The sequence below is a fragment of the Nocardia sp. CA-290969 genome, assembly GCF_050936135.1.
Lineage (GTDB): Bacteria > Actinomycetota > Actinomycetes > Mycobacteriales > Mycobacteriaceae > Nocardia.
In genome coordinates, this window is record NZ_JBNJNJ010000001.1 from 5,056,211 (window position 1) to 5,079,751 (window position 23,541).

Below are 23,541 nucleotides of genomic sequence, written 5' to 3' on the forward strand. Positions count from 1 at the left end.
AGCGCCCAGGGGGGAATTCGGTGTTCGACGACCCGTCGGCAACCGCCGCCGGCTTGGCCCAGTGGGCCGAGCAGATGCAACGCAAAACCCAGCGATTCCAGGTACTGCAGGACCGGCTCGCGCAGCTGTCGGTCACCGAGACCGCCGCCGACAACAGTGTCCAGGTCACCATCGACAGCAACGGGCTGCCGACCGATATCCGGTTCACCGACGGAATCCGGCGCAAGAGCCCCGCCACACTGTCCACCGAGGTGATGGCCTGTCTGTCTCGCGCCCGCGCCGCCCTGGTCTCCCGGGTTACCGCAACGGTCCACGACGTGGTCGGCGACGATCCGATCGGCGCGAACATCGTCGACCAGCTCGGCCGGCGCCTCGCTGATCCGGACCCGGTTCCGGACCCGGCTCGGCCGACGCAACCACCGGTCCCGTCCCCACCCCGGCCCGGGCCCTCGGTCCCGATATGGTCCGATCAGCCGCAACAAACACCTGTATGGAATCAACAACCGGCACCGCCGGCTCCCACATGGCAGGATCCGGCGCCGAACCGCACCGAACCCGCGCGACCCGCTCCCACGTGGCCCGAAGCCACACAACACGCCCCGGCACCGGCCACACCACAGCCGCCGCGGCAGGAGCCGGCCCCTCCACCACCCGCCGATCCGAAGTCGTTGATCCCCGACGACGAGGACCCGGAAGGCGAGTACTACCGCCGCGCCTCGTGGCTGGTGTGAGGCGGCGATGACAGACAATCCGGTTCCCATGCAGGTTGATCCCGAAGCCCTGCGCACCCATGCCACCGCTATCGATGGAATATCCGCACGGCTTGCCACAGCATTGCAGGCAGCGAACTACATTTCCGCCGCCGACGATGGCTACGGAGTGATTCCCAAACCCCTCGTGGACTGGCTTCTCGACAACAACCACACCTCCGCCGTGGAAGCGATCCGGAAGCTCACCGGCAAGGTGGCCGCGGTACCGCAGCAGCTGTCCGCCGACGCGGATTCGTTCGCCGGCGCCGACGACGCGGTCGCGCAGGCACTGCAGGGGTTACAGACGACCATCGCAGGGACCGAGGGGGGACAGTAAGTGTCCAATCCAGTGGGCCGATGGCTCAACGAGACACTGCCCGGTATGGGCGACGAGGCACCGCCCGAGGGCAACCCGCTGATCGCCGACGGCACGAACTTCCGTGAACAGTACTTCCAGGAGACGGCCTTCTTCTATTCCAATGTCGGCTTCGCCGGCGAGGATGGGCCCTGGGGAGTGCTGGAAGGCACACTGGCATTCGACGCCTGGAAGGTCGTTTCCGACTTCAACAAGCAAGAGTGGGTCGACACCGTCTTCGGCGCGATCAACGTCGGTGCCACCGTCTACGGGGCGTTCGGTGACCCGTTCGGTTTCGTCGGCGCCCAGATCGCCGGATGGATGCTCGATCATGTCGAGTACCTGCGCCGGACCTTCGACGCGCTCGCAGGTAATCCGGAGATGGTCGAAGCATATGCGCAGACCTGGACGAAGATCGCCGAAGAACTGACAGCGATCGGCGGCGACTGGCAGGCCGCCATCGACAAAGACCTCGGCACCTGGTCCGGCGAAACCGCCACCGCCTACCGCAATTACGCCGCGACCTCGATCGATCACATCAAAGCGGCCGGTGCCGCCGGCGCCACCTTGGCGTCGATGACCGAGCAGGCCGCCAAGATCGTCGATGCGGTGCGCAGCATGGTGCGCGACATCCTGGTGGCCCTGGCCGGCGCATTGATCGGCTGGACCATCGAACTGGCCATCTCCTGTGGCACCGCGGCGCCGGTGGTAGCGGTCGCGGCGATGACCCGGATCACGGCGGAATCGGTCAAGATTTCGGCCTTGCTCGCGAAACTGGGAATGGCCCTGAAAGATATGGCACCGTTCCGGACCGCGCTCGCGGCAATCCTCAACGAACTCAACGGATCCGAAGAAGCCGCCGCGGCGCCCGCCTGAATCAGGATCAGCCCGCTGATGCCGGCACCGCGCCCGCCGGCCGACGCGCTCAGTTCATCCGACAACACCCGATACAGGACCATCATGAACAACCCTGGAGACAGGCGCCGGACACCGGCTGCCCCGGCGCCGGCACCACACGCCCAGCATTTTCCCGGGGCGGCGGAACCCCGGCCGGTCACGCCCGGACAGCCCTATCAAGGCACTATGTTGCCGCCCGATTTCATCCTGCCGCACGGTGCGACACCGCAATCGCCGATGCCCGAGTACATTCCGGAGCCCGGCGACACCGGCATCGTCGTCGACGCCGACTTCTACAAGTGGACGCCCTTGCCTTACGCGTTCCGGTTCTGCCGGCCACGCATCGTCATGAACGGTCAGGAGGTGCCGGATACCTCGTGGGGGACGAACTTCGTTCCCCTCGCACCGGGGCTCTACCATGTCCGGGTCAGCACCGTGCCGAACTGGTTCATAGCGTGGAATTTCATACCGACGGGGGCGCCCGGCCAGGAAATCGGATTCGCGGATGCGATGATCCCGGTCCGGCACGGGCATCGGACACGGACCTGCTACCAGGCGTCGCTGTCACGAATTTATGCGGGCGCCCTGGGCCCCGAGCCGCGCGAACATTTCCCGGGCCGTCATCTCTTGCTTGTCGCCCATGGCGCATTCGGCCTGCTGCTCGCCGTCCTCGTGGGAATGAGCCTGTACAAGGTGCTCTTCGGATAACGCCCGAGCCGCAGTCGACGAATCGAATCGTCGATCGTGGGCCCGGGAGCTCTCAGCCGAGCAACTGCAGGACCACGCCGTCGGCCAAGAGGCGGCCGCGGTCGGTCAGCACCAACCGGTCGTCGCGCACCGAGACCAGACCGTCCGCGGCGACCTGTTCCGCGGTAGCCCGGCCGGTGGCATCGAGATCGGCGAGCGGCAGGCCGGTGCGCAGGCGGAGGGCGAGCATGACCCGCTCCAGGTAGCGGTCTTCGGCGGTGGGGGCTTCCCAGCCCGCGGCGGGCAGGTCGCCGGAGGTGGTGCGGTCGGCGTAGCGGGCCGGGTGTTTGATGTTCCACCAGCGCACGCCGCCCACATGACTGTGGGCGCCGGGGCCGGCGCCCAGCCAGTCGCCGCCGTCCCAGTAGCCGAGGTTGTGGCGGCAGCGGGCGGCGTCGCCGGACGCCCAGTTGGATACCTCGTACCAGGTGAGTCCGGCGGCGGTGAGGCGGGCGTCGATACGTTCGTAGCGGGCGGCGAGGACGTCGTCGTCGGGGGCGGGGAGTTCGCCGCGGCGGACCCGGCGGGCCAGGGCGGTGCCGTCTTCGACGATGAGGGAATAGGCCGAGACATGGTCCACGCCCGCGTCCAGTACCGCGTCCAGGCTGGCGTCGAGATCGCTGTCGCGTTCGCCGGGAGTCCCGTAGATGAGGTCGAGGTTGACGTGGTCGAACCCGGCGGCGCGGGCCTCCCGGGCGGCGGCCACCGCCCGGCCGGGAGTGTGGGTGCGGTCCAGGACGGCGAGCACATGCGCCGCGGCGGATTGCATACCGAGCGAGACGCGGGTGAACCCGGCTGCCCGGATCTGTTCGAAGAACCGCGGCGAAGTGGACTCCGGATTCGATTCGGTGGTCACCTCCGCGCCGGGTGCCAGGTCGAATTCGGCCCGGACCGCGTCGAGCACACCGGCCAGCCCGTCCGCGCCGAGCAGCGACGGCGTGCCGCCGCCGACGAAAACCGTCTCGACCCGCGGCGTCGGGCTCGGCAGGGTGGCGAATCGTGCGGCCGCGGCCGCGAGTTCCCGGCGCAGCGCTTCCGACCAGGATTCCGGGGAGGCGGAGGTGCCGAGTTCCCCGGCGGTGTAGGTGTTGAAATCGCAGTATCCGCAGCGGGTGGCGCAGAACGGCACGTGGATGTAGATACCGAACGGCCCGCCACCGAAATCGCGCAGCACCGGGGTGGCGTCGCTGTGCGGGATCGCGGTGGCGGGGGAATTCACCCTTCCAGTGTGCCGGGGCCGGGCTCGGCCCGCGGCGACCGGGGTGTTCCGACCGGCGGTGAGCAGCCGGCGGCCCCCTCTCCGGTCATCGCGTACAGCGGGGTGCCTTCACGTCCAGCCCCACCGGCGGCGGTGTAGTTGTGCTGCCGCGTGGCCCTCTCGGACCGACCCCGGGAAAATATGACGGCCGTCACAAATAGCACGGTAGAACCAGGCGATTTCCCGGGAGTTCACGGGAAATACTGGTAGGGCGGTCGGAATGCACGGCCCGGCGTGGCACAATGGGTCGCATGCGCGCATCAGGAGTTCGACTTGTGGCCCGTCGCCACGTCGACTACAAGCGCGTCTGCAGCGCCTGTTGTCTGCCCGGTTCCGCCCGGTAGCTCAGCTGCGCCCCGTCCCGGATTTCCGGCGATATTCCGATTCGAGGATTTCGGCCCGCTGACACCGCGGGTGCGAGCTCAGCCCCTCGCGCCCTCAGCACGGACGTAAGCCATACCCCAGCAGGAGCGAATTCATGACGTCGAGCACCGACGCCACCACCCCCGCGAAGGCCGAGACCCCGGTCAAGGGCGAGGCCCCCGCACGCCCCACTCGCGCCCGCACCGGTAAGCCGGTGCGCCGCCGCGCCGAGGGCCAGTGGGCGCTCGGTTATCGCGAACCGCTCAACCCGAACGAGCAGTCCAAGAAGGACGACAACCCCCTCAACGTCCGCACCCGGATCGAGAACATCTATTCCAAGAACGGCTTCGACAGTATCGACAAGGGCGATCTGCGCGGCCGTTTCCGCTGGTGGGGCCTCTACACCCAGCGCGAGCAGGGATACGACGGCACCTGGACCGGCGACGAGAACATCGATCTGCTCGAAGCGAAGTACTTCATGATGCGGATCCGCTGCGACGGCGGCGCGCTGAATGTCGCGCAGTTGCGCACCCTCGGCGGGATCTCCACCGAGTTCGCCCGCGATACCGCCGATATCTCCGACCGGGAGAACGTCCAGTACCACTGGATCGAGATCGAGAACGTCCCGGAGATCTGGCGGCGGATCGAATCGGTGGGCCTGCAGACCACCGAGGCCTGCGGCGACTGCCCCCGCGTGGTACTCGGTTCCCCGCTGGCCGGGGAATCGCTGGACGAGGTCATCGACCCCACGCCCGCGATCGAGGAGATCGTGCGCCGCTATATCGGCAAACCGGAGTACTCCAACCTGCCGCGCAAGTTCAAGACCGCGATCTCGGGCCAGCAGGACGTGGTGCACGAGATCAACGATGTCGCGTTCATCGGCGTGAACCATCCCGAGCACGGCCCCGGCCTGGACCTGTGGGTCGGCGGCGGCCTGTCCACCAACCCGATGCTGGCGCAGCGGGTCGGCGCGTGGGTGCCGCTGGACGAGGTGCCCGAGGTGTGGGAGGGCGTTGTCGGCCTGTTCCGCGATTACGGCTACCGCCGGCTGCGCACCAAGGCGCGGCTGAAGTTCCTGATCAAGGATTGGGGTATCGAGAAGTTCCGGCAGGTACTCGAGGACGAGTATCTGAAGCGGAAACTGATCGACGGCCCGGCGCCCGAGCAGCCGAGCCGCCCGATCGACCATGTCGGTGTGCAGAAGCTGCGCAACGGGCTCAACGCCGTGGGCTTCTCCCCCATCGCCGGCCGGGTGTCCGGCACGATCCTCACGAAGGTCGCCGAGGCGGTCGAACGCGCCGGTTCCGACCGGGTCCGCTTCACGCCGTATCAGAAGATCGTCGTGCTGGATATCGCCGACGACAAGGTCGAGCAGCTGATCGCGGAACTGGAGCCGCTGGGTTTGCAGGCACGGCCGTCGGTCTGGCGGCGCAATCTGCTGGCCTGCAGTGGTATCGAGTTCTGCAAACTGTCCTTCGTCGAGACCCGCAAGCGCTCGCAGGTGCTGGCGCCGGAGCTGGAACAGCGGCTGGCCGATATCAACGCCGAACTCGATGTGCCGATCACCATCAATATCAACGGCTGCCCGAACTCCTGCGGCCGTTCCCAGATCGCCGATATCGGGTTCAAGGGCCAGCTGGTGGACGACGGCGAGGGGAATCAAGTCGAGGGCTACCAGGTTCACCTGGGTGGCAGCCTCGGCCTGGACAGTGCCTTCGGCCGCAAACTGCGCCAGCACAAGGTGACCAGCACCGAGCTCGGCGATTACATCGAGCGCGTGGTGCGCAACTTCGTCAAACTCCGCGAAGACGGGGAACGGTTCGCGCAGTGGGCCGTTCGCGCCGAGGAAGCCGATCTGCGATGAAACCCGCAAGCGTGGTGACGGGAGAACCCAACGTGACAACCGAGCAGAAACAGCTGCCCGCCAAGCTGAGCACCGACGAACTCCGGGCGCTGGCCGAACGGGGCGCCGCCGAACTCGGGCCGGATGCCTCGGCCGGGGAACTGCTGGCCTGGACCGACGAGAACTTCGGCAGCGGCTATATCGTCGCGTCGAATATGCAGGACGGGGTGCTGGTACAGCTCGCCGCACAGGTGCGGCCGGGTGTGGATGTGCTGTTCCTCGATACCGGCTACCACTTCGCCGAAACCATCGGCACCCGCGACGCCGTGGAAGCGGTCTACGGGGTGAACGTGGTGAATGTGCGGCCGGAGCACACCGTCGACGAACAGGACGCCCTGCTGGGCAAGGACCTGTTCGCCCGGGACGCGGGTGAATGCTGCCGGCTGCGCAAGGTGGTGCCGCTGCGTAATGCGCTGACGCCGTACAACGCGTGGGTCACCGGTATCCGCCGGGTGGAGGCGCCCACCCGCGCGAACGCGCCGCTCATCTCCTTCGACGAGGGTTTCGGGCTGGTGAAGATCAACCCGATCGCGCCGTGGTCCGACGACGAGATGCAGGACTACATCGAGAAGCATTCGATTCTCGTCAACCCTCTGGTGGAGGAGGGCTATCCGTCCATCGGCTGCGCTCCGTGCACACGGAAGCCGGAGCCGGGTTCCGATCCGCGAAGCGGCCGCTGGGCCGGGCTCGCCAAGACCGAATGTGGGTTGCACGCATCATGACCGACGTAATCACCGAACGCTCGATCGGCCTTTCGGATTTCGACACCCTGGCCGCGCTGGAATCGGAAGCCATTCATATCTTCCGCGAGGTCGCGGGCGAGTTCGAACGGCCGGTGATCCTGTTCTCCGGCGGTAAGGACTCCACCGTTCTGCTGCATCTGGCGCTGAAGGCCTTCTGGCCGGCGCCGCTGCCCTTCGCGCTGCTGCACGTGGACACCGGGCACAACCTGCCCGAGGTGCTGGAATTCCGCGATCACGTGGTCGAGAAGTACGGGCTGCGGCTGCATGTGGCCAGCGTGGAAGACTATCTGGCCGACGGCCGGCTCACCGAGCGGCCGGACGGTATCCGCAACCCGCTGCAGACCGTGCCGCTGCTGGACGCCATCGGCGAGAACCGCTTCGACGCCGTCTTCGGCGGCGGCCGCCGCGACGAGGAACGTTCCCGTGCCAAGGAGCGGATCTTCTCGTTGCGCAACGCCTTCGGTCAGTGGGATCCGAAGCGGCAGCGCCCCGAACTGTGGAACCTGTACAACGGCCGGCACGCGCCGGGTGAACATGTGCGGGTGTTCCCGCTGTCGAACTGGACCGAACTCGATATCTGGCGCTATATCGCCCGCGAGAACGTCGAACTGGCCACCATCTACTACGCCCATCAGCGGCCGGTGTACCAGCGCGACGGTATGTGGATGACTCCCGGTAGCTGGGGCGGCCCGCGCGACGGCGAGGTGCTGGAGACCCGTTCGGTGCGGTACCGCACCGTCGGTGACGGGTCCACCACCGGCGCCATCCTGTCCGATGCCGCCGACAACGAGGCCATCCTGGCCGAGGTCGCCGCCTCCCGGCTGACCGAACGCGGCGCCACCCGTGGCGACGACCGGGTTTCCGAGGCCGCCATGGAAGACCGTAAACGAGAGGGTTATTTCTGATATGTCCGACCTATTGAGGCTGGCCACCGCCGGTTCTGTCGACGACGGCAAGTCCACCCTGGTCGGACGTCTGCTCTACGACACCAAATCCGTGCTCGCCGATCAGATCGACGCGGTGACCCGGGCTTCGGTGGACAAGGGCCTGTCCACCCCCGACCTGTCGCTGCTGGTGGACGGCCTGCGGGCCGAACGCGAACAGGGCATCACCATCGATGTCGCCTACCGGTACTTCGCGACGCCGCAACGCTCGTTCGTCCTGGCCGACACCCCCGGCCACGTGCAGTACACCCGCAACACCGTCTCCGGCGCGTCCACCGCACAGCTGGTGATCCTGCTCGTGGACGCCCGCAAGGGCGTGATCGAGCAGACCCGCCGCCACGCCGCGGTGCTGGCGCTGCTCGGGGTGCCGAAACTGGTGCTGGCCGTGAACAAGATCGACCTCATCGGTAGCGACGAACCCAGCGAGCAGGGCCGGCAGGCCGCGGCCGCCAAGGTTTTCGCCGAGATCTCGGCCGAGTTCTCCCACCTCACCCGCACCCTCGGCTGGTCGGACGAGGATGTCCTGGAGATCCCGGTCTCCGCGCTGCACGGCGACAATATCGCCTCGCGGTCGGACAAGACCCCGTACTACAACGGCCCCTCGCTGATCGAACATCTCGAATCCGTGCCGGTGGATGCCGACAATTCCGGCGCCCACGCCGTGGGACTGCGGTTCCCGGTGCAGTACGTGATCCGGCCGCGCACCCCCGACTACCCGGACTACCGCGGGTACGCCGGGCAGATCGCGGCGGGTGCGGTGGCGCCCGGGGACGAAGTGGTGGTGCTGCCCTCCGGTATCCGCACCACCATCGAGCGGATCGACACTCCCGACGGCGAACTCGCGGTCGCCCAGGCGGGGCGCAGTGTGACGCTGATCCTGACCGACGAGGTCGATATCTCCCGCGGCGACACCATCGCCTCCCCCGGCGATGCCCCGGAACCGGTCGGCGAATTCGAGGCGACCGTGTGCTGGCTCGGCGACAAACCGCTGCGTCCCGGTGCCCGGTTGCTGCTCAAACACGGCACCCGCACCACACAGGCGATCGTGGGCGCCCTGACCGAACGCTTCGACGAACAGCGCCTGACCGCCGATCCGGACCCGGAATCGTTGTCGCTCAACGATATCGGTCGGATCTCGGTGCGCGTCGCCGAACCGATCGCGGCCGACGACTACCGCACCAACCGGCACACCGGCAGCTTCCTGTTGATCGACCCGGCGGGCGGGAACACGCTCGCGGCAGGTCTGGTCGGGGATGTGCTCAGCGCGGTAGAGGTCGGAACCGAGGCCTGATGCCGGCACCCACGCTGGTCGCGGTGGCGCACGGCAGCCGGGATCCCCGGTCCGCCGCCACCGTCGCCGCGCTCATGGACCGGGTCCGGGCCGCCCGCCCCGAGGTGCGCGCGCGCCTGGCCTTCCTGGATCTGAACGCGCCCTCGGTGGGGCAGGTCCTGGATACGGTGGCCGCCGCCGGCGAAACCCACGCCGTGGTCGTTCCGCTGCTGCTGGGCAGCGCGTTCCACGCCCGGGTCGACCTGCCGGGGTTGCTGGCGGAGGCGGCGGTCCGGCACCCGCGACTCCGGGTGACCCAGGCCGATGTCTTCGGCGCCGACCCGCGGTTGATCTCGGTGCTGCACAGCCGGGTCCGCGCGGTCTGCGCGTCCCACGGCTGGACAGCCCCGCGCCACCGGGTGGGTATCGCCCTCGCTGCGGTCGGGTCGTCCTCGGCCGCCGCGAACCGGAACACCACCCGCCTGGCCCATCGGTTCAGCGCGCTCACCGGGCTTCCCACCGAAGTATGTTTCGCCACCGCCGCGCCCGCGCTCACGCACGCGGTAACGCGGCTACGCGCTCGCGGCGCCGAAAACCTGCTGGTGGCCCCCTGGTTCCTGGCCCCGGGGCTGCTCACCGACGGGCTGCACGACCAAGATCCCAGCCTTCCACACGCCGCGGTACTGGGCCCCGACCCCGCTCTCGCCGAGGTCGTCTGGGATCGCTACGACACCGCGGCCGGCCGAGCCCTGCCACTCTCCGCCTGATCGGCCGCGGGTCCGGCGCCGGTTTCAGAACCAGCGTTCCAGTACGGCGGCGACCCCGTCGGCCGTGACATCGGCGGTGACCTCGTCGACGAGGGAGTGCAGTTCGGTGGGGGCGTTCGCCATGGCGACCGAATGCCCGGCCCAGGCGAACATTTCGCGGTCGTTGAACCCATCACCTATGGCCAGCGTGGCCTCGCGCGGGATATCCAGCGCCCGGCGCAACCGTTCCAGCGCCCAGCCTTTGGACACACCTTCGCGGGAGATCGTGAGCCACGGGCCGAACTCACCGTAGACCCAGCTGATATCCGGAACGGCCAGCGTTTCCAGCAGCCGGCGCATCTCGGTGACCGAACCCTCGGGCCACCAGCAGTTCAGCCGGGGCGTAGGAACACTGCACAACGTCTGGTGGTCCACCACCACGTATTCCCCGCCGGGATAGTACTCGCCGGGGCTCAGCCCGGTCGCCCAGAAACCCTTCCCGACCTGTTCCGCGGTGAAGATCATGTCCGGGAACAGTTCCCGCAGCGCTGTCACCGCGGGCAGCGGGTCGAAACTGTGCACACCGACCGGCTCGGCGGCTTCGATATCGATCTGCACGGCCCCGTTGGAGCAGACGGCATGCCCACGCACCAACCCCAGTTCGTCCAGTACGGGCCGGGTGGTCAGCACGGTCCGCCCGGTACTCACCACGACATGCGCCTGGGCCGCGACCGCCGCCCGCACCGCGTCCGCCACCCGATCTGTCACCGGCGCACCGGTTTTCAGGAGAGTGCCGTCCACATCCAACGCAATCAGCCGCGGTGGGCCCCCGTCAACGTCCACCCGGCGATTCTCCCGCGGACCGGAGTCGCCCGCACCGCATTTTCCTATTCCGGCCGACCGGCTCCCCACGACATCAGTGGGTATCTGCCGCGTCATACGACCTCAGTCGTCGGAGCCGCCGCCCGAGGACTTTCCGCGCGAACCTTTACCGCGGGAAGATCCGCCGTCGCTGCCCGCGCCACCGGAGTCGGCGCCGCGGGATTTCGAACCGCTCGGCGAATCGGAAGCGCCGGAATCCGAGCCACCACCGAAACCGCCGCCGAAACCGCCGCCGAAGCCACCGGAGTCACTGTCCGATCCGCCGGACGTATCGGATCCTCCGGAGGAGAACCCGCCACCATCCGAACCGCCGAAACCACCGGAATCGCCCGCGCCGAAACCACCTGGGCCGTCCGCACCGAAACCACCGGAGTCGCCCGCGCCGACACCGCCCGGTCCGCCTGTTCCGAATCCGCCCGAATCGGTCGGTCCGCCTGTTCCGGATCCGCCCGAATCGGTCGGTCCCGAGCCGCCCGGTACGCCGAACCCGTCGTCCCCGGACCCTGGCCCAGGAGTATCGACGGCACCGCCGGGTGCCGACCAGCCGCTGCCCGGTCCGTCGTCACCGCCGGTCCAGCTGTCACCCGGTGTATCCGGCAACTCGGGGCTGCCGATATCCGGGAGGCCGGGCGTACCAGCGGGTTGCCCGGGCGGATCTTCCTGCGACCCACCGGGTTCGCCGCCCGTTTCCGCTCCGGGTGGGTCGAGTACAGGCGTATCGTCCGGGTCCGGTCCACCGGGGAGCTCGCTTCCGGGGATTTCCGGTTTCCCGGGGTCGGGATCCGGCCGCACGGGGAGCTCGGGGCGTTCGAAGGGGATGGGGTTCTGGAATCGGGCCGGATCGCTGTAGCGGGATTCCTGGTCGGTGTGCCGGTCCCGGGGCGAGGTATGCGAATCGGTCCGATCGCCGTGTTCCGGTGCCGACTTCGCCGGCGCCGGCGCGGCTCCCGGCATGGGCGGCCCGTACGGTCGCGATACTCCCGCGGGCGCGATACGTGCCGGGGTGCCGAGCGGGGCGTAGGACACGCTCCAGCCGGCACCGGAGCGTTCCACCTGTGCCTCGCCGTGAATTTCGTACAGCACCGCACCCGGGATCTGCGGCAGCATCCGGTCCTGGTCCGGCGCGGTGTCGGCGGCGCCGTTGCCGAGGATGGTGGCCGCCGACATGGCGACAGCGGAGAATACCGCGGCGCCGGAGAAGATCGGCGCGTGTTTCGCGTGAGAACTCACCAGCGCGACGCTGTCCGCGGCCATGGCGGCGGCGCCGAGCGCGACGCATTGACCGGAATCGGCGGCGATCGTCACCGGCAGGCCCAGTTCGGCGAGGGTATCGGCGACCTGCGGCGGCCGGGCCGCCCCACCCACCACCAGGATCCGGCCGATATCGGAGAGCGACACCCCGGCCGACCGCACGGCCGCGCGCACCACCTCGAGCGAATCCCGGATATGTTCGCGCCGCAGCCCTTCCGGGTCGACGAACGACATCAGCGATACCGTGCCGGTCTCCGGTTCGGCCGGGCCGATGGCACGGTCACCGGCGCAGCGAGCGATCATGGCGCCCAGCGGCCGGCCACCGAAATCGTAGGAGCGCACCGGTTTCCCAACCACGGGGTGATCCGGCCAGTCCGCCCCGGTGCGGACCACCGCGACATCGAGGCTGTTCCCGCCGAGGTCGTAGACCAGCACGAACCCGGTATCGAGCGGCCCCTGTTCGGTATCGAGCCAGTGCGCGGCGGCCACCGGTTCCGGAACCAGCTGGACGTGACCGACCCCCGCGAGGTCGAGGCTCTGCCGGAGGAGATCGAGTTGTTTCGTGCTGTACCCGGCGGGATGGGTGGCGACCACGCCGGTTGCGGGCTCGGCGGTGACCAGTCCCTGCACCACGGAGGCGAAGATCGTGGCCGGTGACCAGATCCGGCCGTCCACGTAGACCGATTCCGGGTTGCGGCCGAGATCGGCGAATTCGTTGACCGCCGTGGAGAATCGGGTGATTCCGCCGAGCCGGGCCGAGCCCCGGCTGTCGAATCCGACCGCGGTTCGCCGTGTCCGCACCACCGGCCGGGGTTCGCGTTCACCGACCCGCGCCGAGACAACGTTCACCGTGCCGATGCTGATACCCAGCCCAGAAGTCATTTGCCATCCCGTCAACGCACCGAGACCACGTCCGGTGAAAGAGCCATGGGCGCGGTCGTTTTCCAAACAGCGACCACAGGTTAGCTGCAACAGGCGGGGTAAATCGAATAAATGGCAATGAAAGGTGAAGTTACAGAACCGATCCCCGTTCATCCGCCGGAAAACAAACCGGCAGTTCAATTGTCCGTTTCCTCGGAAACATCTCCTGAACTGCGATTTCAATGCATATAGACGAGGACGAGCGATTGTCCGCCCGGTTGTCCGCGCGTAAGCCCTGCTGACACCCGGACAGTCGACCGACTCCACTTACCCACCGGTAACCGATCAATAGCTGTCCCGGTGCAATTCGGGCCCGCGCAAACGAAGTCCGCCCGCCCGGTGCGATACCGGACGGGCGGAAGCCGAAGGTTTGCTTCAGATGCGGCTGAACAGGCGGCGACCCGGTTTGGCGGTGCGGGTCACCGCGCCGGCGGCGCGGACCTGCGGTCGCCGTTGCCGCAGCAGCCGATCGAACGCCTCGGCACTGCCCGCGGGTTCGGCCAGCCGGCCGGCGTTGAAATCGTCGGCCAACTGCTGCACGGTCTCCTGGGCACAGGATTTGTTGGTCCCGATGAATCCGGTGGGACCGCGCTTGATCCACCCGGTCACGTAGGCACCCGGCAGGACCGCGCCGTCCGGGGCTTCCAGCACACGACCGGCCCGGTTGGGAATGACTCCACGCTGTTCGTCGAACGGCAGTCCGGGCGTGGGCACACCCCGATAACCGACCGAGGTGAGCACCAGCCCGGTTTCCAGCAACTCCGTCTCGCCCGTACCGACCGCCCGGGTCCGGCCGTCTTTCCCCGGCACCAGCTCGGTCCGCTCCACCTCGATACCGGTCACCGCGTCGGGACCCAGTATCCGGTTCGGCGCACTCTGGTAGCGGAACACGATCCGGCGGCGCCGGCCGGCCGGACGGCCGGCCACCTGGTGCAGCAGTTTCAGCTTCTGTTCCACCTGATACGGCAGATCATCGGTGAGCGGGGGCAGCTCGCCCTCGATCGCGATATCCACATCGGTTCCCAGCAGTCCGACGAATTCCGGGACCGTGAAGGCCGATTCGGCGGGACCGCGCCGGCCCAGCACCACAACCTCACGCACCGCGCTGTGCCGCAATGCGTCGAGCGCGATCGGCGAGATATCGCTACCCGCCAGCTCTTCGGGGTCGGTGGTGAGGATGCGGGCGACGTCCAGGGCGACATTGCCGTTGCCCACGACGACCACCCGGCGCTGGGACAGGTCGAAATCGTGGTGCTGATGATCGGGATGGCCGTTGTACCAGGCCACGAAATCGGTGGCCGAGACGTTTCCGGCCAGGCCCTCACCGGGGATCCCGAGTTTGCGATCGGTGGAGGCACCGACCGCGTAGACGACCGCGTGGTGGTAGGCCAGCAGTTCTTCGTGCGAGAGGTGTTTGCCGACCTCGATATCGAAGTACGACCCGAAACCCGGCTGCCGCGACATCACGTCGAAGAGATCGGCGACCTTACGCGTTTTCCCGTGGTCCGGCGCCACCCCGTAGCGGGCCAGACCGTAGGGAACCGGAAGCCGGTCGAAGACGGTCACCTGCACATCCGGCTGCGTGAGCAGTTCGTCGGCGGCGTACATGGCCGAGGGCCCGGAACCGACCACGGCGACCCGCAGCGGACCGCGACCGGCGGTGTCGATCGCCGGTGCGGGAACCGGTTTCGCGAGGATCGGCCGCGGCCGCGCCTGCCGGTAGAAATCGGCATTGATCTCGATGAACGGCTTCTGCTCGTCGGTCAGTTTCTTCGACGAGGTGATGGCGTCCACCGGGCACGCCGAGGCACAGGCACCGCAATCCACGCAGGCCGCGGGATCGACGTAGAGCATCTCCGCGGTGCGGAAATCCGGTTCGTCCGGGGTCGGGTGGATGCAGTTGACCGGGCAGGCGTAGACGCAGGAGGCGTCGCTACAGCACGACTGGGTGACGACGTAGGGCATCGAGTCGGGACCCGTCGCTCAGGCAGCGGCGCCGGGCACGGCGCGCAGCGGTTCGGACCGGTACCGGGTGGTGTGCCCGGCGATTCCCAGCATCTTCCACACCCGCTTGGCGATCGGGTTCATCAGGCCGATCTCCTCGGCCAGGGCGCGGACGTCACCGAAGTAGTCGCTGAAGGTCTGCTTGGCTTCGGCGGAACCGTAGAACAGCTCCTTGCGCACGCTCTTCGGGATGTCGAACTCCTCGAAGAAGGTTTTGGGCGGGGTCGCGATGGCGCGGCCCAGAATCCACATGATCAGCGGCATGGCCAGCGACAGCACGAACTTGTTGCGGCGCGAGGACTCCGGCACGTGCTGCTTGAGGAATTCGTGCGCGAAGGAGATGTGGCGGGCTTCCTCGGCCACGTGGATGGCCATCACACCGCGCATGATCGGATGTACTTCCTCGCCGGAGCGCAGGATGTCCTTCTGGATGTGGTCGATGGGCTCTTCGCCGGCCAGCACGGCCATGAAGAACAGGTTGGGGAAGGCGACCGCGACCGGGACCGCGAGGTGGCGCAGCTGCCGGACCAGCGGTCCCATCCCGGGTACGTCGACGCCGATCCGGTTCACCATCTCCTGGAACATCAGGGTGTGGTTGTGCTCCTCGATCATCTCGTGGGAGCAGTAGCGGAACTCCGGGTCGCCGTTGGGCAGCCCGAAGACGTGCTGCATCATGCCGCTGATCAGGATGGCCTCGAACTGCAGGCCGACCTTGGCGACATTGGCCTGCCGGTACTTGCCGAGTTCGATCTTCTGCTCCTGCGACAGCGCCTGGTACCAGGGGTGGCGGCCGAGGGTGTCGGCGGAGACGGGCAGGATCCAGCGTTCCGGCCGGGCGTTCACGTCGAAGTCCGGGTGGTCCCAGTCGATATCTTCGAACGGGTCGAAATGCCGGTTGACCGAGCCTTCCGACAGCAGCAGCAGCTTTTCGGCGTACTCCTGGGCCTGCGCGACCAACTGGTCGTCGGAGACCGTGGTGGCTGAAGACGTCATCGTCATGCCTCTCGTCAATGATTCCGGCTTAACTGTTTCCCATAGTTACAGCTATGGCGGGGTACGTCAACACAGGCACCGGCCCAGCCGGATCACATCCGCTCGACAGAGAACATCACCGCAGCTGACTGGGTGTTTCCGCTGACCGGCCACGGAGTTCGGCAGAGCGGCCGAGCAGCGCCACGCGAGCCGCTCACACTGCCATTTCGATACAACAGGTCACAGGTATCTGCCCGCTATCGCCCGCGGATGAGGACCGGATCCGTCGCCGAGGCGTGGCAAGGGGAGCGAATCTCCGGCTACGTCGCCGGATCGCGGGGCGACGGCCGGTCGGCATGGTGTCGCGCACGCCCGGCCGAGACCCGCGGCGGGCCCGCCGGACCGCGATGCGAACGGCCGAGGCGAAGGCGAAGTGGATTTCTGACCGCAACGTGCACCGTGGGCTCATTGTGCGGCGAACGGCCCGGGCCCGGGCGGAGGTACGCCTACACCATCGGTAGATCGGGAATGCGGGTTGCGCGGGCGTAGACGGTTTCGCCCTCCGTCAGCCGCAGCGCCTCGGCGTCACCGCGGGTCACCTGGGCAACGAACAGGTCGCCGGTGGCGGCATTGCGCATTTCCACCCGGACTTCGAACCCGAGCCGGACCACCCGTTCGATGGTCGCCCGGGTGACACCGGCCGATTCCGCTGTGCCCTCGTAGGCGGCCAGCGCCATACTGGGGTCGCGGCCGACCCGGATATCGTGCGGCCGCACCAGATGGCCGTTGAGCCGGGCCACGGCACCGAGGAAGGTCATGACGAATTCGCTGGCCGGCCGGTCGTACACATCCCCGGGGCTGCCCACCTGTTCGATCCGGCCGGCGTTCATCACCGCGATCCGGTCGGCGACGTCGAGAGCTTCCTCCTGGTCGTGGGTCACCAGCACGGTGGTCACGTGGACTTCTTCGTGCAGCCGGCGCAACCAGGTGCGCAGATCCGCGCGCACCTTGGCGTCCAGGGCGCCGAACGGTTCGTCGAGCAGCAGCACCTGCGGGTCGACGGCCAGCGCGCGGGCCAGCGCCATCCGCTGACGCTGACCGCCGGAGAGCTGGGCCGGATAGCGGTGCTGGAAACCGTCGAGGCCGACGATGCCCAGCAGTTCGTCCACTCGCTTGGCGATCTCGTGCTTCGGCCGTTTGCGGATGGTGAGACCGAAGGCGACGTTGTCGCGGACGGTCATATGTTTGAACGCCGCATAGTGCTGGAAGACGAATCCGATATCGCGTTTCTGCGGCGGCACCCGGGTCACATCGCGACCCCCGATGGTCACCACACCCGAATCGAGGTTCTCCAGCCCGGCGATCGACCGCAGCAGCGTCGACTTACCGGAACCGGAGGGGCCGAGCAGGGCCGTCAGCTCACCGGAGGGTATCTCCAGGCTGACATCGTCGAGCGCGGCGAAGGAACCGTAGTTCTTGCGCGCGTTGGTCACGGTGATCATGGGCGGCCTCCGGCGACGATCAAGACGCGTCCCGTTTACGTTCCAGGAGCGTCATCAAGAGCAGGGTGATGAGCGCGAGACCCATCAGCAGGGTGGCGGCGCAGTAGGCGCCGAAATCGTTGTGATCGTTGATATAGCGTTCGTGTACCAGCAGGGTGAGGGTCTGCGAGACACCGGGGAAACCGGACGACACCATGATCACGGCACCGAACTCGCCGAGTGCGCGGGCCACGGTGAGCACCACACCGTAGGTGAGGCCCCAGCGGATGGCGGGCACGGTGATCCGCCAGAAGGTCTGCCAGCGGGAGGCACCGAGGGTCGCGGCCGCCTGTTCCTGATCGTCGCCGATCTCGTGCAGCACCGGTTCCACCTCGCGCACCACGAACGGCATGGTGACGAAGATGGTCGCCAGCACCATCCCGGGCAGCGCGAAGATCACCCGGAAACCCCATTCGGTGACGACACCGAACCAGCCGCCCACACCCCACAGCATGATCAGCGCGACACCGACCACCACAGGGGACACCGCGAACGGCAGGTCCACGATCCCCTGCAACAACCGCCGTCCGGGGAAATTGCCGCGGACCAGTGCCAGCGCGATCACCACACCCAGGATCACGTTCACCGGCACCACGATGATCAGGATGATCATCGACAGGTTGAAGGCGGAGATGGCGGCGGGCGTGGTGATCTGGTCGACGAACGCGCCGATCCCGTGCTCGAACGCCCGGTACAGGATGATGCCCAGCGGCAGCACCAGCAGCACGAACAGATAGCCGAGCGCCAGCACCCGCAGCGACACCCGGCTGGGTGCGGACAGTTTCATCGGGCCTCGCGTTCCTTCCGGGCCGACCGTTCGGCGAACACCCGCAACACCAGCAGCACGACGAATGCGATCACCAGCAATGCCACCGAGACCGCCGCCGCGTTCACCGGCCGGTCGATTTCGATCTGCTGCTGGATGTACTGCGAGGCCACCTGGGTATCCCGCGGGATATTGCCGCCGATCAGCACCACCGACCCGAACTCGCCGATCGCGCGGGCGAAGGCCAGGCCGCCGCCGCTGATGATCGCGGGCGCCAGGGTGGGCAGCACGATCCGCCGGAAGGTGGTCCAGTTGTCGGCGCCCAGCGACAGCGCCGCCTGCTCGACTTCCCGATCGGCCTCGATGAGCACGGGCTGCACCGATCGCACCACGAACGGCAGGGTGACGAACGCCAGCGCGACCACCAGGCCCGGCTGGGTGGCGTTCAGATGGATATCGATCGGGCTCTTCGGCCCGTAGAGAGCGAGCAGCACGATACTGGCGACGATGGTCGGCAGCGCGAACGGCAGATCGATCAGCGCGTTCACGAAACCCTTGCCGGGGAAATCATCGCGGACCAGCACCCAGGCGATCAGTGTCCCCATCACGACGTTCACCAGTGCCACCACGACGGACACGAGCACCGTCACCCGCAGCGAGGCCAGGGCCAGCGGATCGGTGATCGCACCCCAGAAACCCGACCAGCCGTCGTCGAAGGCGCTGACGGTCAGCGCGGCCAGCGGCAGCAGCACGATCACGCTCAGCCACAGCATCGCGGTGGCGATCCCGAGCGGGCCCACCGAACCGGTGAACCGCAACCAGGACCCGAGCGGCCGGCGGGTGGGTGCGTCGCGCACCGCGGCCGCGGCGGGCGCGGGTTCGGTGTCGGGGCTGCGTTCGGTCACGAGTATCGAGTATCGCGTGTGTCCGGGGTCACCCGGCTACTCGGTCGCGTTGTTGTAGGCCACGGCGATCGCACCGTCGTCGGGGGCGAACAGGTCGGTCTCCACCGTCTCCCACCCACCGAGGTCGGCGATCGTGTACAGCGTGGCCGGTTGCGGGAACTGTGCGGCGAACTCGGCGGCGACCCCGGGATCGACCGGACGGAAACCCGCCTCGGCCCAGGCACGCTGCGCGGCCGGGGTGTACAGGAAGTCGCGGAACGCCAGTGCCTGTTCCGGATGCTGGGCGTGTTCGAGCACCGCGACCGGATTCTCGATCTTGAACGTGGTCTCCGGGACGATATGTTCCACCGGATCGCCGTGCCGCTGCGCGAAGATCGCCTCGTTCTCGTAGCTGATCAGCACATCGCCGGTGCCCTGCAGGAAGGCCTCGGTGGCCTCCCGGCCGGATTTCGGCTGGACCCGTACCTGGGTGAGCATCCGGTTCAGGTAGTCGATCCCGGCCTGCGGGTTCCGCCCCCCGTCACTGGCCGCCGCGTACGGTGCCAGCAGGTTCCATTTCGCCGAACCGGAACTGAACGGGTTGGGGGTGACCACCTCGACATCCGGGCGCAGCAGGTCGTCCCAGCCGCGGATATTCTTCGGATTCCCCGCCCGCACCACCAGGGTGACGACCGAACCGAACGGGATCCCGCGAGTGGCGTCGGCGTTCCAGTCCGGATCCACCAGCCCGGCATCCACCAGCCTGGTGATATCGGGTTCCAGGGAAAAGCTCACGATATCGGCGGGGGCGCCGCGCGCGATCTTGCGGGATTGATCGGCGGAGGCACCGTAGGACTGGCGCACCTCCACACCCGCACCCGCCTCGGTCTCGTTGAAGGCCGGTACGACCAGGTCGTAACCGGGTTTGGGGATCGCGTACGCGTACAGATCGACCGTACCGCCGCTACCGTCGGCCCCGCCGCCCCCGACCTCGTCACTGGAACCGCCCGCGCACGCGCTCAGCAACACCGGCAACGCCACCAGGGCCGCGAGCAGGCGGCGAGCCGGGCGACCGGTACGTGCCATCGTCGATCTTTCCGCGCCCGATCCGCGCCGCTCTCGGACGGATGCGGCGCCACCGAGGCCGATCACAGGGTGAACAACCAGGCGATGACCACCAGCACCAGCAGCGCCACCAGCGCCAGCTGTACCCGCGAGCGCGGCATCAGCCCACCTCGTTTCCGGTATCGCGGCCGTTGCCGGTTTCGTCGCGGCCCAGCGCACGATCGGCCAGGTGCAGGGTCCGGTCGATGAGGTAGGCGATACCGAAACTGATCGGCACCATCCCCACCAGCACCACGAGGAACTGCGGGATGAACGGCAACCCCGCCACCCACAACTCGAACCCGTCCCACCAGCCGGCAATACGCTCCACGGCGACCAGCGTAGAACACCGCGGTAGGGGCTCCGCCCACCCGGCACGGGCGGCGGCCGGACAAGCGGTCCGCAATTCGCCGCTCCGAGCCGGAGCGCGGGCGACGGTATCGCGCCGCCGAGCCCGGCTCGGGTTGACCTCGAGTGTGCTCGAGGTTGCAGGCTGAAGTCATGACCGAGACCACCGAGGTATGGAACTCCGCCTACGACAACGACACCGCGCCGTGGATCATCGGCGAACCGCAACCCGCGATCGTCGCCCTGGAACGGGGTGGACGGCTCCGCGGCCGGATCCTCGACCCCGGCGCGGGAGCCGGCGAACACACGATCGCGCTCACCGCGCTGGGTTACGACGTGCTCGGGGTGGACCTGTCCCCCAGCGCCGTCGCCTACGCGCGCCGCAACGCCGCGGCCAAGGATGTACCCGCCGCCCGGTTCGAGGTGGCCGATATGGTCGCCCTCGCCGATTCGCCGGACAACGCGCTGGGCATCTTCGACACCGTCGTCGACAGTGCCCTCTTCCATGTGTTCCTGGAGGACGACGGGGCGCGAGCCGCCTATGTCCGGGCATTGCACCGGCTGTGCAAACCCGGCGGGTGTGTGCACGTCCTGGCGCTCTCCGACACCGAACCGGGATTCGGTCCCCGCATCGGGGCAGACCTGATCCGCGATTCCTTCATCGGGCCGGGCTGGGAAGTCGAGGACATCCGGCCGGACCGGTACTACGGCCGGATCACCCGGGCGAATGCCGATCAAGTCGGCGATCTGGTGGTCGACGCATCGGGCAAGGTCGAACTCGCCGCATGGCTGGCCCGGATCCGGCGCATGGAGTGAGCCGTGGTGGACGACTCGGGCTCGGCGGCACATCATGGGTGCTATGCCGAGTCCCGAGCACGCGCCACCGGCCGCCGGAACACCGGACCCTCCGGCGGCGCCCCGCCGCCAGAACAATTTCCCGGCAATCGACGACTACGCCTTCCTCTCCGACTGCGAGACCACCTGCCTGATCGCCAGCAGCGGGGCGGTCGAATGGATGTGTGTACCCAGGCCCGATTCCCCCAGTGTTTTCGGCGCACTGCTCGATCGCAGCGCCGGCCATTTCCGGCTGGGACCGTACGGGCATTCGGTTCCGGCGGCCCGGCGGTACCTGCCGGGCGGGATGATCCTGGAGACGACCTGGCAGACCTCGACGGGCTGGCTGATCGTGCGCGACGCGCTGGTCCTGGGCCCGTGGCACGACACCGAGCAACGCAGCCGCACGCATCGCCGCACCCCCACCGACTGGGATGCCGAGCATATGCTGCTGCGCACCGTGAAATGTGTGAGCGGCTTCGTCGAACTCGAGTTGAGTTGCGAACCGTCGTTCGACTATCACCGGGCCACGGCCTGCTGGGAATACACCGGCAAGGTGTACGAGGAGGCGACCGCGGTCTGTGCCGCCGACCCCACCGCCGGCCCGAACCTGATACTCACCACCGACCTGCGCCTGGGCCTGGAGGGCCGGGAAGCCCGTGCCCGCACCCGGATGTCCGAGGGCGATAACGCATACGTCGCGCTCACCTGGTCCGACACCACCGCTCCGCGCAGCTTCGACGAAGCGGCCGCCAAGATGTGGACCACCATCGAATGCTGGCGGCAGTGGATAACTCTCGGCGATTTCCCCGATCATCCGTGGCGGCGCTACCTGCAACGCAGCGCGCTCACACTGAAGGGCCTCACCTACGCGCCGACCGGCGCGCTGATGGCGGCGGGCACCACCTCGCTACCGGAAACACCCGGGGGGGAACGCAACTGGGACTACCGCTACTCGTGGGTGCGCGATTCCAGCTTCGCCCTGTGGGGCGGATACACCCTCGGTCTGGACCGGGAGGCCGACGATTTCTTCGCGTTCCTGCACGACGCCACCACCGGACCCGACGGCGAACCGGTACCGCTGCAGGTCATGTACGGGATCGGCGGGGAACGCGAACTCCCCGAATCCACCCTCGACCATCTCTCCGGCTACGGCCACGCGCGACCCGTGCGCATCGGCAACGACGCGTACCAGCAGGAACAACACGATATCTGGGGCACCATGCTGGACGCGGTGTACCTGCACGTCAAATCGCGGCAGCATTTCCCGGAAACCTTGTGGCCCATGCTGAAACGGCAGGTCGACGCCGCCATCGCGAACTGGCGCGAACCCGACCGCGGCCTCTGGGAAGTACGCGGCGAACCGCAGCATTTCACCTGTTCGAAAGTGATGTGCTGGGTGGCGCTGGACCGCGGCGCGAAACTGGCCGAACTGCACGGGCAGGCCACCATCGCCCGGCGCTGGCACGAGATCGCCGCGGAGATCCACGCCGATGTCCTCGCCCACGGGGTGGACGAGCGCGGCCGGTTCACCCAGGTCTACGGCGGTACGACGCTGGACGCCTCCCTGCTGCTCGTGGTGCTGCTCCGCTTCCTACCGGCCGACGATCCGCGGGTCCGTGCCACCGTGCTCGGGATCGCCGACGAGCTCACCGAGAACGGGCTGGTCCTGCGCTACCGCACCGAATCCACCGACGACGGCTTGTCCGGCTCCGAGGGCACATTCACCATCTGCTCGTTCTGGCTGGTTTCGGCGCTGGTGGAAATCGGCGAGATCGACCGCGCCCGGGTGCTCTGCGAACGGCTGCTCACCCACGCCAGTCCGTTGAAGCTCTACGCGGAAGAGATCGACCCCTACACCGGACGCCACCTCGGCAATTTCCCGCAGGCCTTCACCCACCTGGCGCTGATCAACGCCGTCACCCACCTCATCCGGGCCGAGGAAGCGGAACCGGCCGGAACCTTCCGTCCCGCGCATCACCAAACCGGTAACGCCACCCCGTGGCGCAGCCGTCCGCGCAATATCGGCGGTACCCGCTGACGTTCCGCGGTCTCGGGC

Annotated in this window: 22 protein-coding genes; 12 read left to right on the plus strand and 10 right to left on the minus strand. The window is 67.9% G+C overall.

What is annotated here, in order from left to right; translation table 11 throughout:
• The first annotated feature begins 20 nt into the window (after positions 1-20).
• From ACQEVO_RS23285 to ACQEVO_RS23300, 4 genes are all read left to right on the plus strand, one after another.
• Positions 21-731, plus strand: coding sequence for a YbaB/EbfC family nucleoid-associated protein (locus ACQEVO_RS23285; protein ID WP_432916807.1), 711 nt, complete (start codon positions 21-23; stop codon positions 729-731).
• Positions 732-759: 28 nt separating this feature from the next.
• Positions 760-1,086, plus strand: a complete 327-nt coding sequence (locus tag ACQEVO_RS23290) for a type VII secretion target (protein WP_432916810.1) — start codon at positions 760-762, stop codon at positions 1,084-1,086.
• The gene (locus ACQEVO_RS23295) at positions 1,087-1,980 is read left to right on the plus strand and encodes a WXG100 family type VII secretion target (protein ID WP_432916813.1); all 894 of its coding nucleotides are present in this window, start codon (positions 1,087-1,089) and stop codon (positions 1,978-1,980) included.
• 207 nt (positions 1,981-2,187) lie between these two features.
• Entirely contained in the window at positions 2,188-2,709 is a 522-nt protein-coding gene (locus ACQEVO_RS23300) for a hypothetical protein (protein WP_432916816.1), read from the plus strand.
• 52 nt (positions 2,710-2,761) lie between these two features.
• Here the strand turns inward: ACQEVO_RS23300 and hemW are convergent, their stop codons facing one another.
• Positions 2,762-3,967 carry a radical SAM family heme chaperone HemW gene (hemW, locus tag ACQEVO_RS23305; protein ID WP_432916819.1) on the minus strand — a complete coding sequence of 402 codons (1,206 nt, stop codon included), beginning with the start codon at positions 3,965-3,967 and terminating at the stop codon, positions 2,762-2,764.
• Between the two features lie 290 nt (positions 3,968-4,257).
• Here hemW and ACQEVO_RS23310 point away from each other — a divergent pair, with 290 nt between their 5' ends.
• The 6 genes from ACQEVO_RS23310 (at position 4,258) to ACQEVO_RS23335 (ending at position 9,996) form a co-directional block, all read left to right on the plus strand.
• Complete coding sequence (locus ACQEVO_RS23310) at positions 4,258-4,350, plus strand: Ms4527A family Cys-rich leader peptide (protein ID WP_357054283.1); 93 nt, start codon at positions 4,258-4,260, stop codon at positions 4,348-4,350.
• A 134-nt stretch (positions 4,351-4,484) separates the two neighbouring features.
• Entirely contained in the window at positions 4,485-6,233 is a 1,749-nt protein-coding gene (locus tag ACQEVO_RS23315) for a nitrite/sulfite reductase (RefSeq protein WP_432916822.1), read from the plus strand.
• The gene (locus ACQEVO_RS23320; protein ID WP_432916825.1) at positions 6,230-6,994 is read left to right on the plus strand and encodes a phosphoadenylyl-sulfate reductase; all 765 of its coding nucleotides are present in this window, start codon (positions 6,230-6,232) and stop codon (positions 6,992-6,994) included. The genes ACQEVO_RS23315 and ACQEVO_RS23320 overlap by 4 nt, the downstream gene beginning before the upstream one ends.
• A complete protein-coding gene (cysD, locus tag ACQEVO_RS23325; RefSeq protein WP_432916828.1) occupies positions 6,973-7,920 on the plus strand; it encodes a sulfate adenylyltransferase subunit CysD in 948 nt (315 codons plus the stop codon). The genes ACQEVO_RS23320 and cysD overlap by 22 nt, the downstream gene beginning before the upstream one ends.
• A gap of 1 nt (position 7,921) precedes the next feature.
• On the plus strand, positions 7,922-9,250 hold the full coding sequence (locus ACQEVO_RS23330; protein WP_432916831.1) for a sulfate adenylyltransferase subunit 1: 1,329 nt from the start codon (positions 7,922-7,924) through the stop codon (positions 9,248-9,250).
• Positions 9,250-9,996, plus strand: coding sequence for a sirohydrochlorin chelatase (locus ACQEVO_RS23335; RefSeq protein WP_432916834.1), 747 nt, complete (start codon positions 9,250-9,252; stop codon positions 9,994-9,996). Before ACQEVO_RS23330 ends, ACQEVO_RS23335 begins: the two co-directional genes overlap by 1 nt.
• Before the next feature lie 24 nt (positions 9,997-10,020).
• Here ACQEVO_RS23335 and ACQEVO_RS23340 read toward each other — a convergent pair whose 3' ends face one another.
• From ACQEVO_RS23340 to ACQEVO_RS23380, 9 genes are all read right to left on the minus strand, one after another.
• Positions 10,021-10,818 carry an HAD family hydrolase gene (locus ACQEVO_RS23340; RefSeq protein WP_432916837.1) on the minus strand — a complete coding sequence of 266 codons (798 nt, stop codon included), beginning with the start codon at positions 10,816-10,818 and terminating at the stop codon, positions 10,021-10,023.
• Positions 10,819-10,920: 102 nt separating this feature from the next.
• Positions 10,921-12,990, minus strand: a complete 2,070-nt coding sequence (locus ACQEVO_RS23345) for an Hsp70 family protein (RefSeq protein WP_432916840.1) — start codon at positions 12,988-12,990, stop codon at positions 10,921-10,923.
• A 414-nt stretch (positions 12,991-13,404) separates the two neighbouring features.
• Positions 13,405-14,994 carry an FAD-dependent oxidoreductase gene (locus ACQEVO_RS23350; protein WP_432916843.1) on the minus strand — a complete coding sequence of 530 codons (1,590 nt, stop codon included), beginning with the start codon at positions 14,992-14,994 and terminating at the stop codon, positions 13,405-13,407.
• Positions 14,995-15,012: 18 nt separating this feature from the next.
• Entirely contained in the window at positions 15,013-16,032 is a 1,020-nt protein-coding gene (locus tag ACQEVO_RS23355) for an AurF N-oxygenase family protein (protein ID WP_432916846.1), read from the minus strand.
• A gap of 479 nt (positions 16,033-16,511) precedes the next feature.
• On the minus strand, positions 16,512-17,507 hold the full coding sequence (locus ACQEVO_RS23360) for a sulfate/molybdate ABC transporter ATP-binding protein (protein ID WP_432916849.1): 996 nt from the start codon (positions 17,505-17,507) through the stop codon (positions 16,512-16,514).
• Positions 17,508-17,526: 19 nt separating this feature from the next.
• Complete coding sequence (gene cysW / locus ACQEVO_RS23365; protein ID WP_432916852.1) at positions 17,527-18,333, minus strand: sulfate ABC transporter permease subunit CysW; 807 nt, start codon at positions 18,331-18,333, stop codon at positions 17,527-17,529.
• Entirely contained in the window at positions 18,330-19,169 is an 840-nt protein-coding gene (gene cysT / locus ACQEVO_RS23370; protein WP_432922947.1) for a sulfate ABC transporter permease subunit CysT, read from the minus strand. Before cysT ends, cysW begins: the two co-directional genes overlap by 4 nt.
• A gap of 84 nt (positions 19,170-19,253) precedes the next feature.
• Complete coding sequence (locus ACQEVO_RS23375; protein ID WP_432916855.1) at positions 19,254-20,282, minus strand: sulfate ABC transporter substrate-binding protein; 1,029 nt, start codon at positions 20,280-20,282, stop codon at positions 19,254-19,256.
• A gap of 139 nt (positions 20,283-20,421) precedes the next feature.
• Complete coding sequence (locus ACQEVO_RS23380; RefSeq protein WP_432916858.1) at positions 20,422-20,631, minus strand: hypothetical protein; 210 nt, start codon at positions 20,629-20,631, stop codon at positions 20,422-20,424.
• 170 nt (positions 20,632-20,801) lie between these two features.
• Between ACQEVO_RS23380 and ACQEVO_RS23385 the strand changes: the two genes are divergently transcribed.
• Together ACQEVO_RS23385 and ACQEVO_RS23390 are read left to right on the plus strand one after the other, a co-directional pair.
• Entirely contained in the window at positions 20,802-21,464 is a 663-nt protein-coding gene (locus ACQEVO_RS23385; protein ID WP_432916860.1) for a class I SAM-dependent methyltransferase, read from the plus strand.
• A gap of 34 nt (positions 21,465-21,498) precedes the next feature.
• On the plus strand, positions 21,499-23,523 hold the full coding sequence (locus tag ACQEVO_RS23390) for a glycoside hydrolase family 15 protein (RefSeq protein WP_432916863.1): 2,025 nt from the start codon (positions 21,499-21,501) through the stop codon (positions 23,521-23,523).
• Positions 23,524-23,541: the final 18 nt, after the last annotated feature.

What these genes read in the sequence shown, in the direction of transcription:
- ACQEVO_RS23375 (WP_432916855.1), bottom strand. Translation starts at nt 20,282, where the DNA reads ATGGCACGTACCGGTCGCCCGGCTCGCCGCCTGCTCGCGGCCCTGGTG.
- ACQEVO_RS23350 (WP_432916843.1), bottom strand. Translation starts at nt 14,994, where the DNA reads ATGCCCTACGTCGTCACCCAGTCGTGCTGTAGCGACGCCTCCTGCGTC.
- ACQEVO_RS23385 (WP_432916860.1), top strand. Translation starts at nt 20,802, where the DNA reads ATGACCGAGACCACCGAGGTATGGAACTCCGCCTACGACAACGACACC.
- ACQEVO_RS23315 (WP_432916822.1), top strand. Translation starts at nt 4,485, where the DNA reads ATGACGTCGAGCACCGACGCCACCACCCCCGCGAAGGCCGAGACCCCG.
- ACQEVO_RS23345 (WP_432916840.1), bottom strand. Translation starts at nt 12,990, where the DNA reads ATGACTTCTGGGCTGGGTATCAGCATCGGCACGGTGAACGTTGTCTCG.
- ACQEVO_RS23320 (WP_432916825.1), top strand. Translation starts at nt 6,230, where the DNA reads ATGAAACCCGCAAGCGTGGTGACGGGAGAACCCAACGTGACAACCGAG.
- ACQEVO_RS23360 (WP_432916849.1), bottom strand. Translation starts at nt 17,507, where the DNA reads ATGATCACCGTGACCAACGCGCGCAAGAACTACGGTTCCTTCGCCGCG.
- ACQEVO_RS23300 (WP_432916816.1), top strand. Translation starts at nt 2,188, where the DNA reads ATGTTGCCGCCCGATTTCATCCTGCCGCACGGTGCGACACCGCAATCG.
- ACQEVO_RS23330 (WP_432916831.1), top strand. Translation starts at nt 7,922, where the DNA reads ATGTCCGACCTATTGAGGCTGGCCACCGCCGGTTCTGTCGACGACGGC.
- ACQEVO_RS23335 (WP_432916834.1), top strand. Translation starts at nt 9,250, where the DNA reads ATGCCGGCACCCACGCTGGTCGCGGTGGCGCACGGCAGCCGGGATCCC.
- cysW (WP_432916852.1), bottom strand. Translation starts at nt 18,333, where the DNA reads ATGAAACTGTCCGCACCCAGCCGGGTGTCGCTGCGGGTGCTGGCGCTC.
- ACQEVO_RS23390 (WP_432916863.1), top strand. Translation starts at nt 21,499, where the DNA reads ATGGGTGCTATGCCGAGTCCCGAGCACGCGCCACCGGCCGCCGGAACA.
- ACQEVO_RS23290 (WP_432916810.1), top strand. Translation starts at nt 760, where the DNA reads ATGCAGGTTGATCCCGAAGCCCTGCGCACCCATGCCACCGCTATCGAT.
- ACQEVO_RS23310 (WP_357054283.1), top strand. Translation starts at nt 4,258, where the DNA reads ATGCGCGCATCAGGAGTTCGACTTGTGGCCCGTCGCCACGTCGACTAC.
- ACQEVO_RS23355 (WP_432916846.1), bottom strand. Translation starts at nt 16,032, where the DNA reads ATGACGATGACGTCTTCAGCCACCACGGTCTCCGACGACCAGTTGGTC.
- cysD (WP_432916828.1), top strand. Translation starts at nt 6,973, where the DNA reads ATGTGGGTTGCACGCATCATGACCGACGTAATCACCGAACGCTCGATC.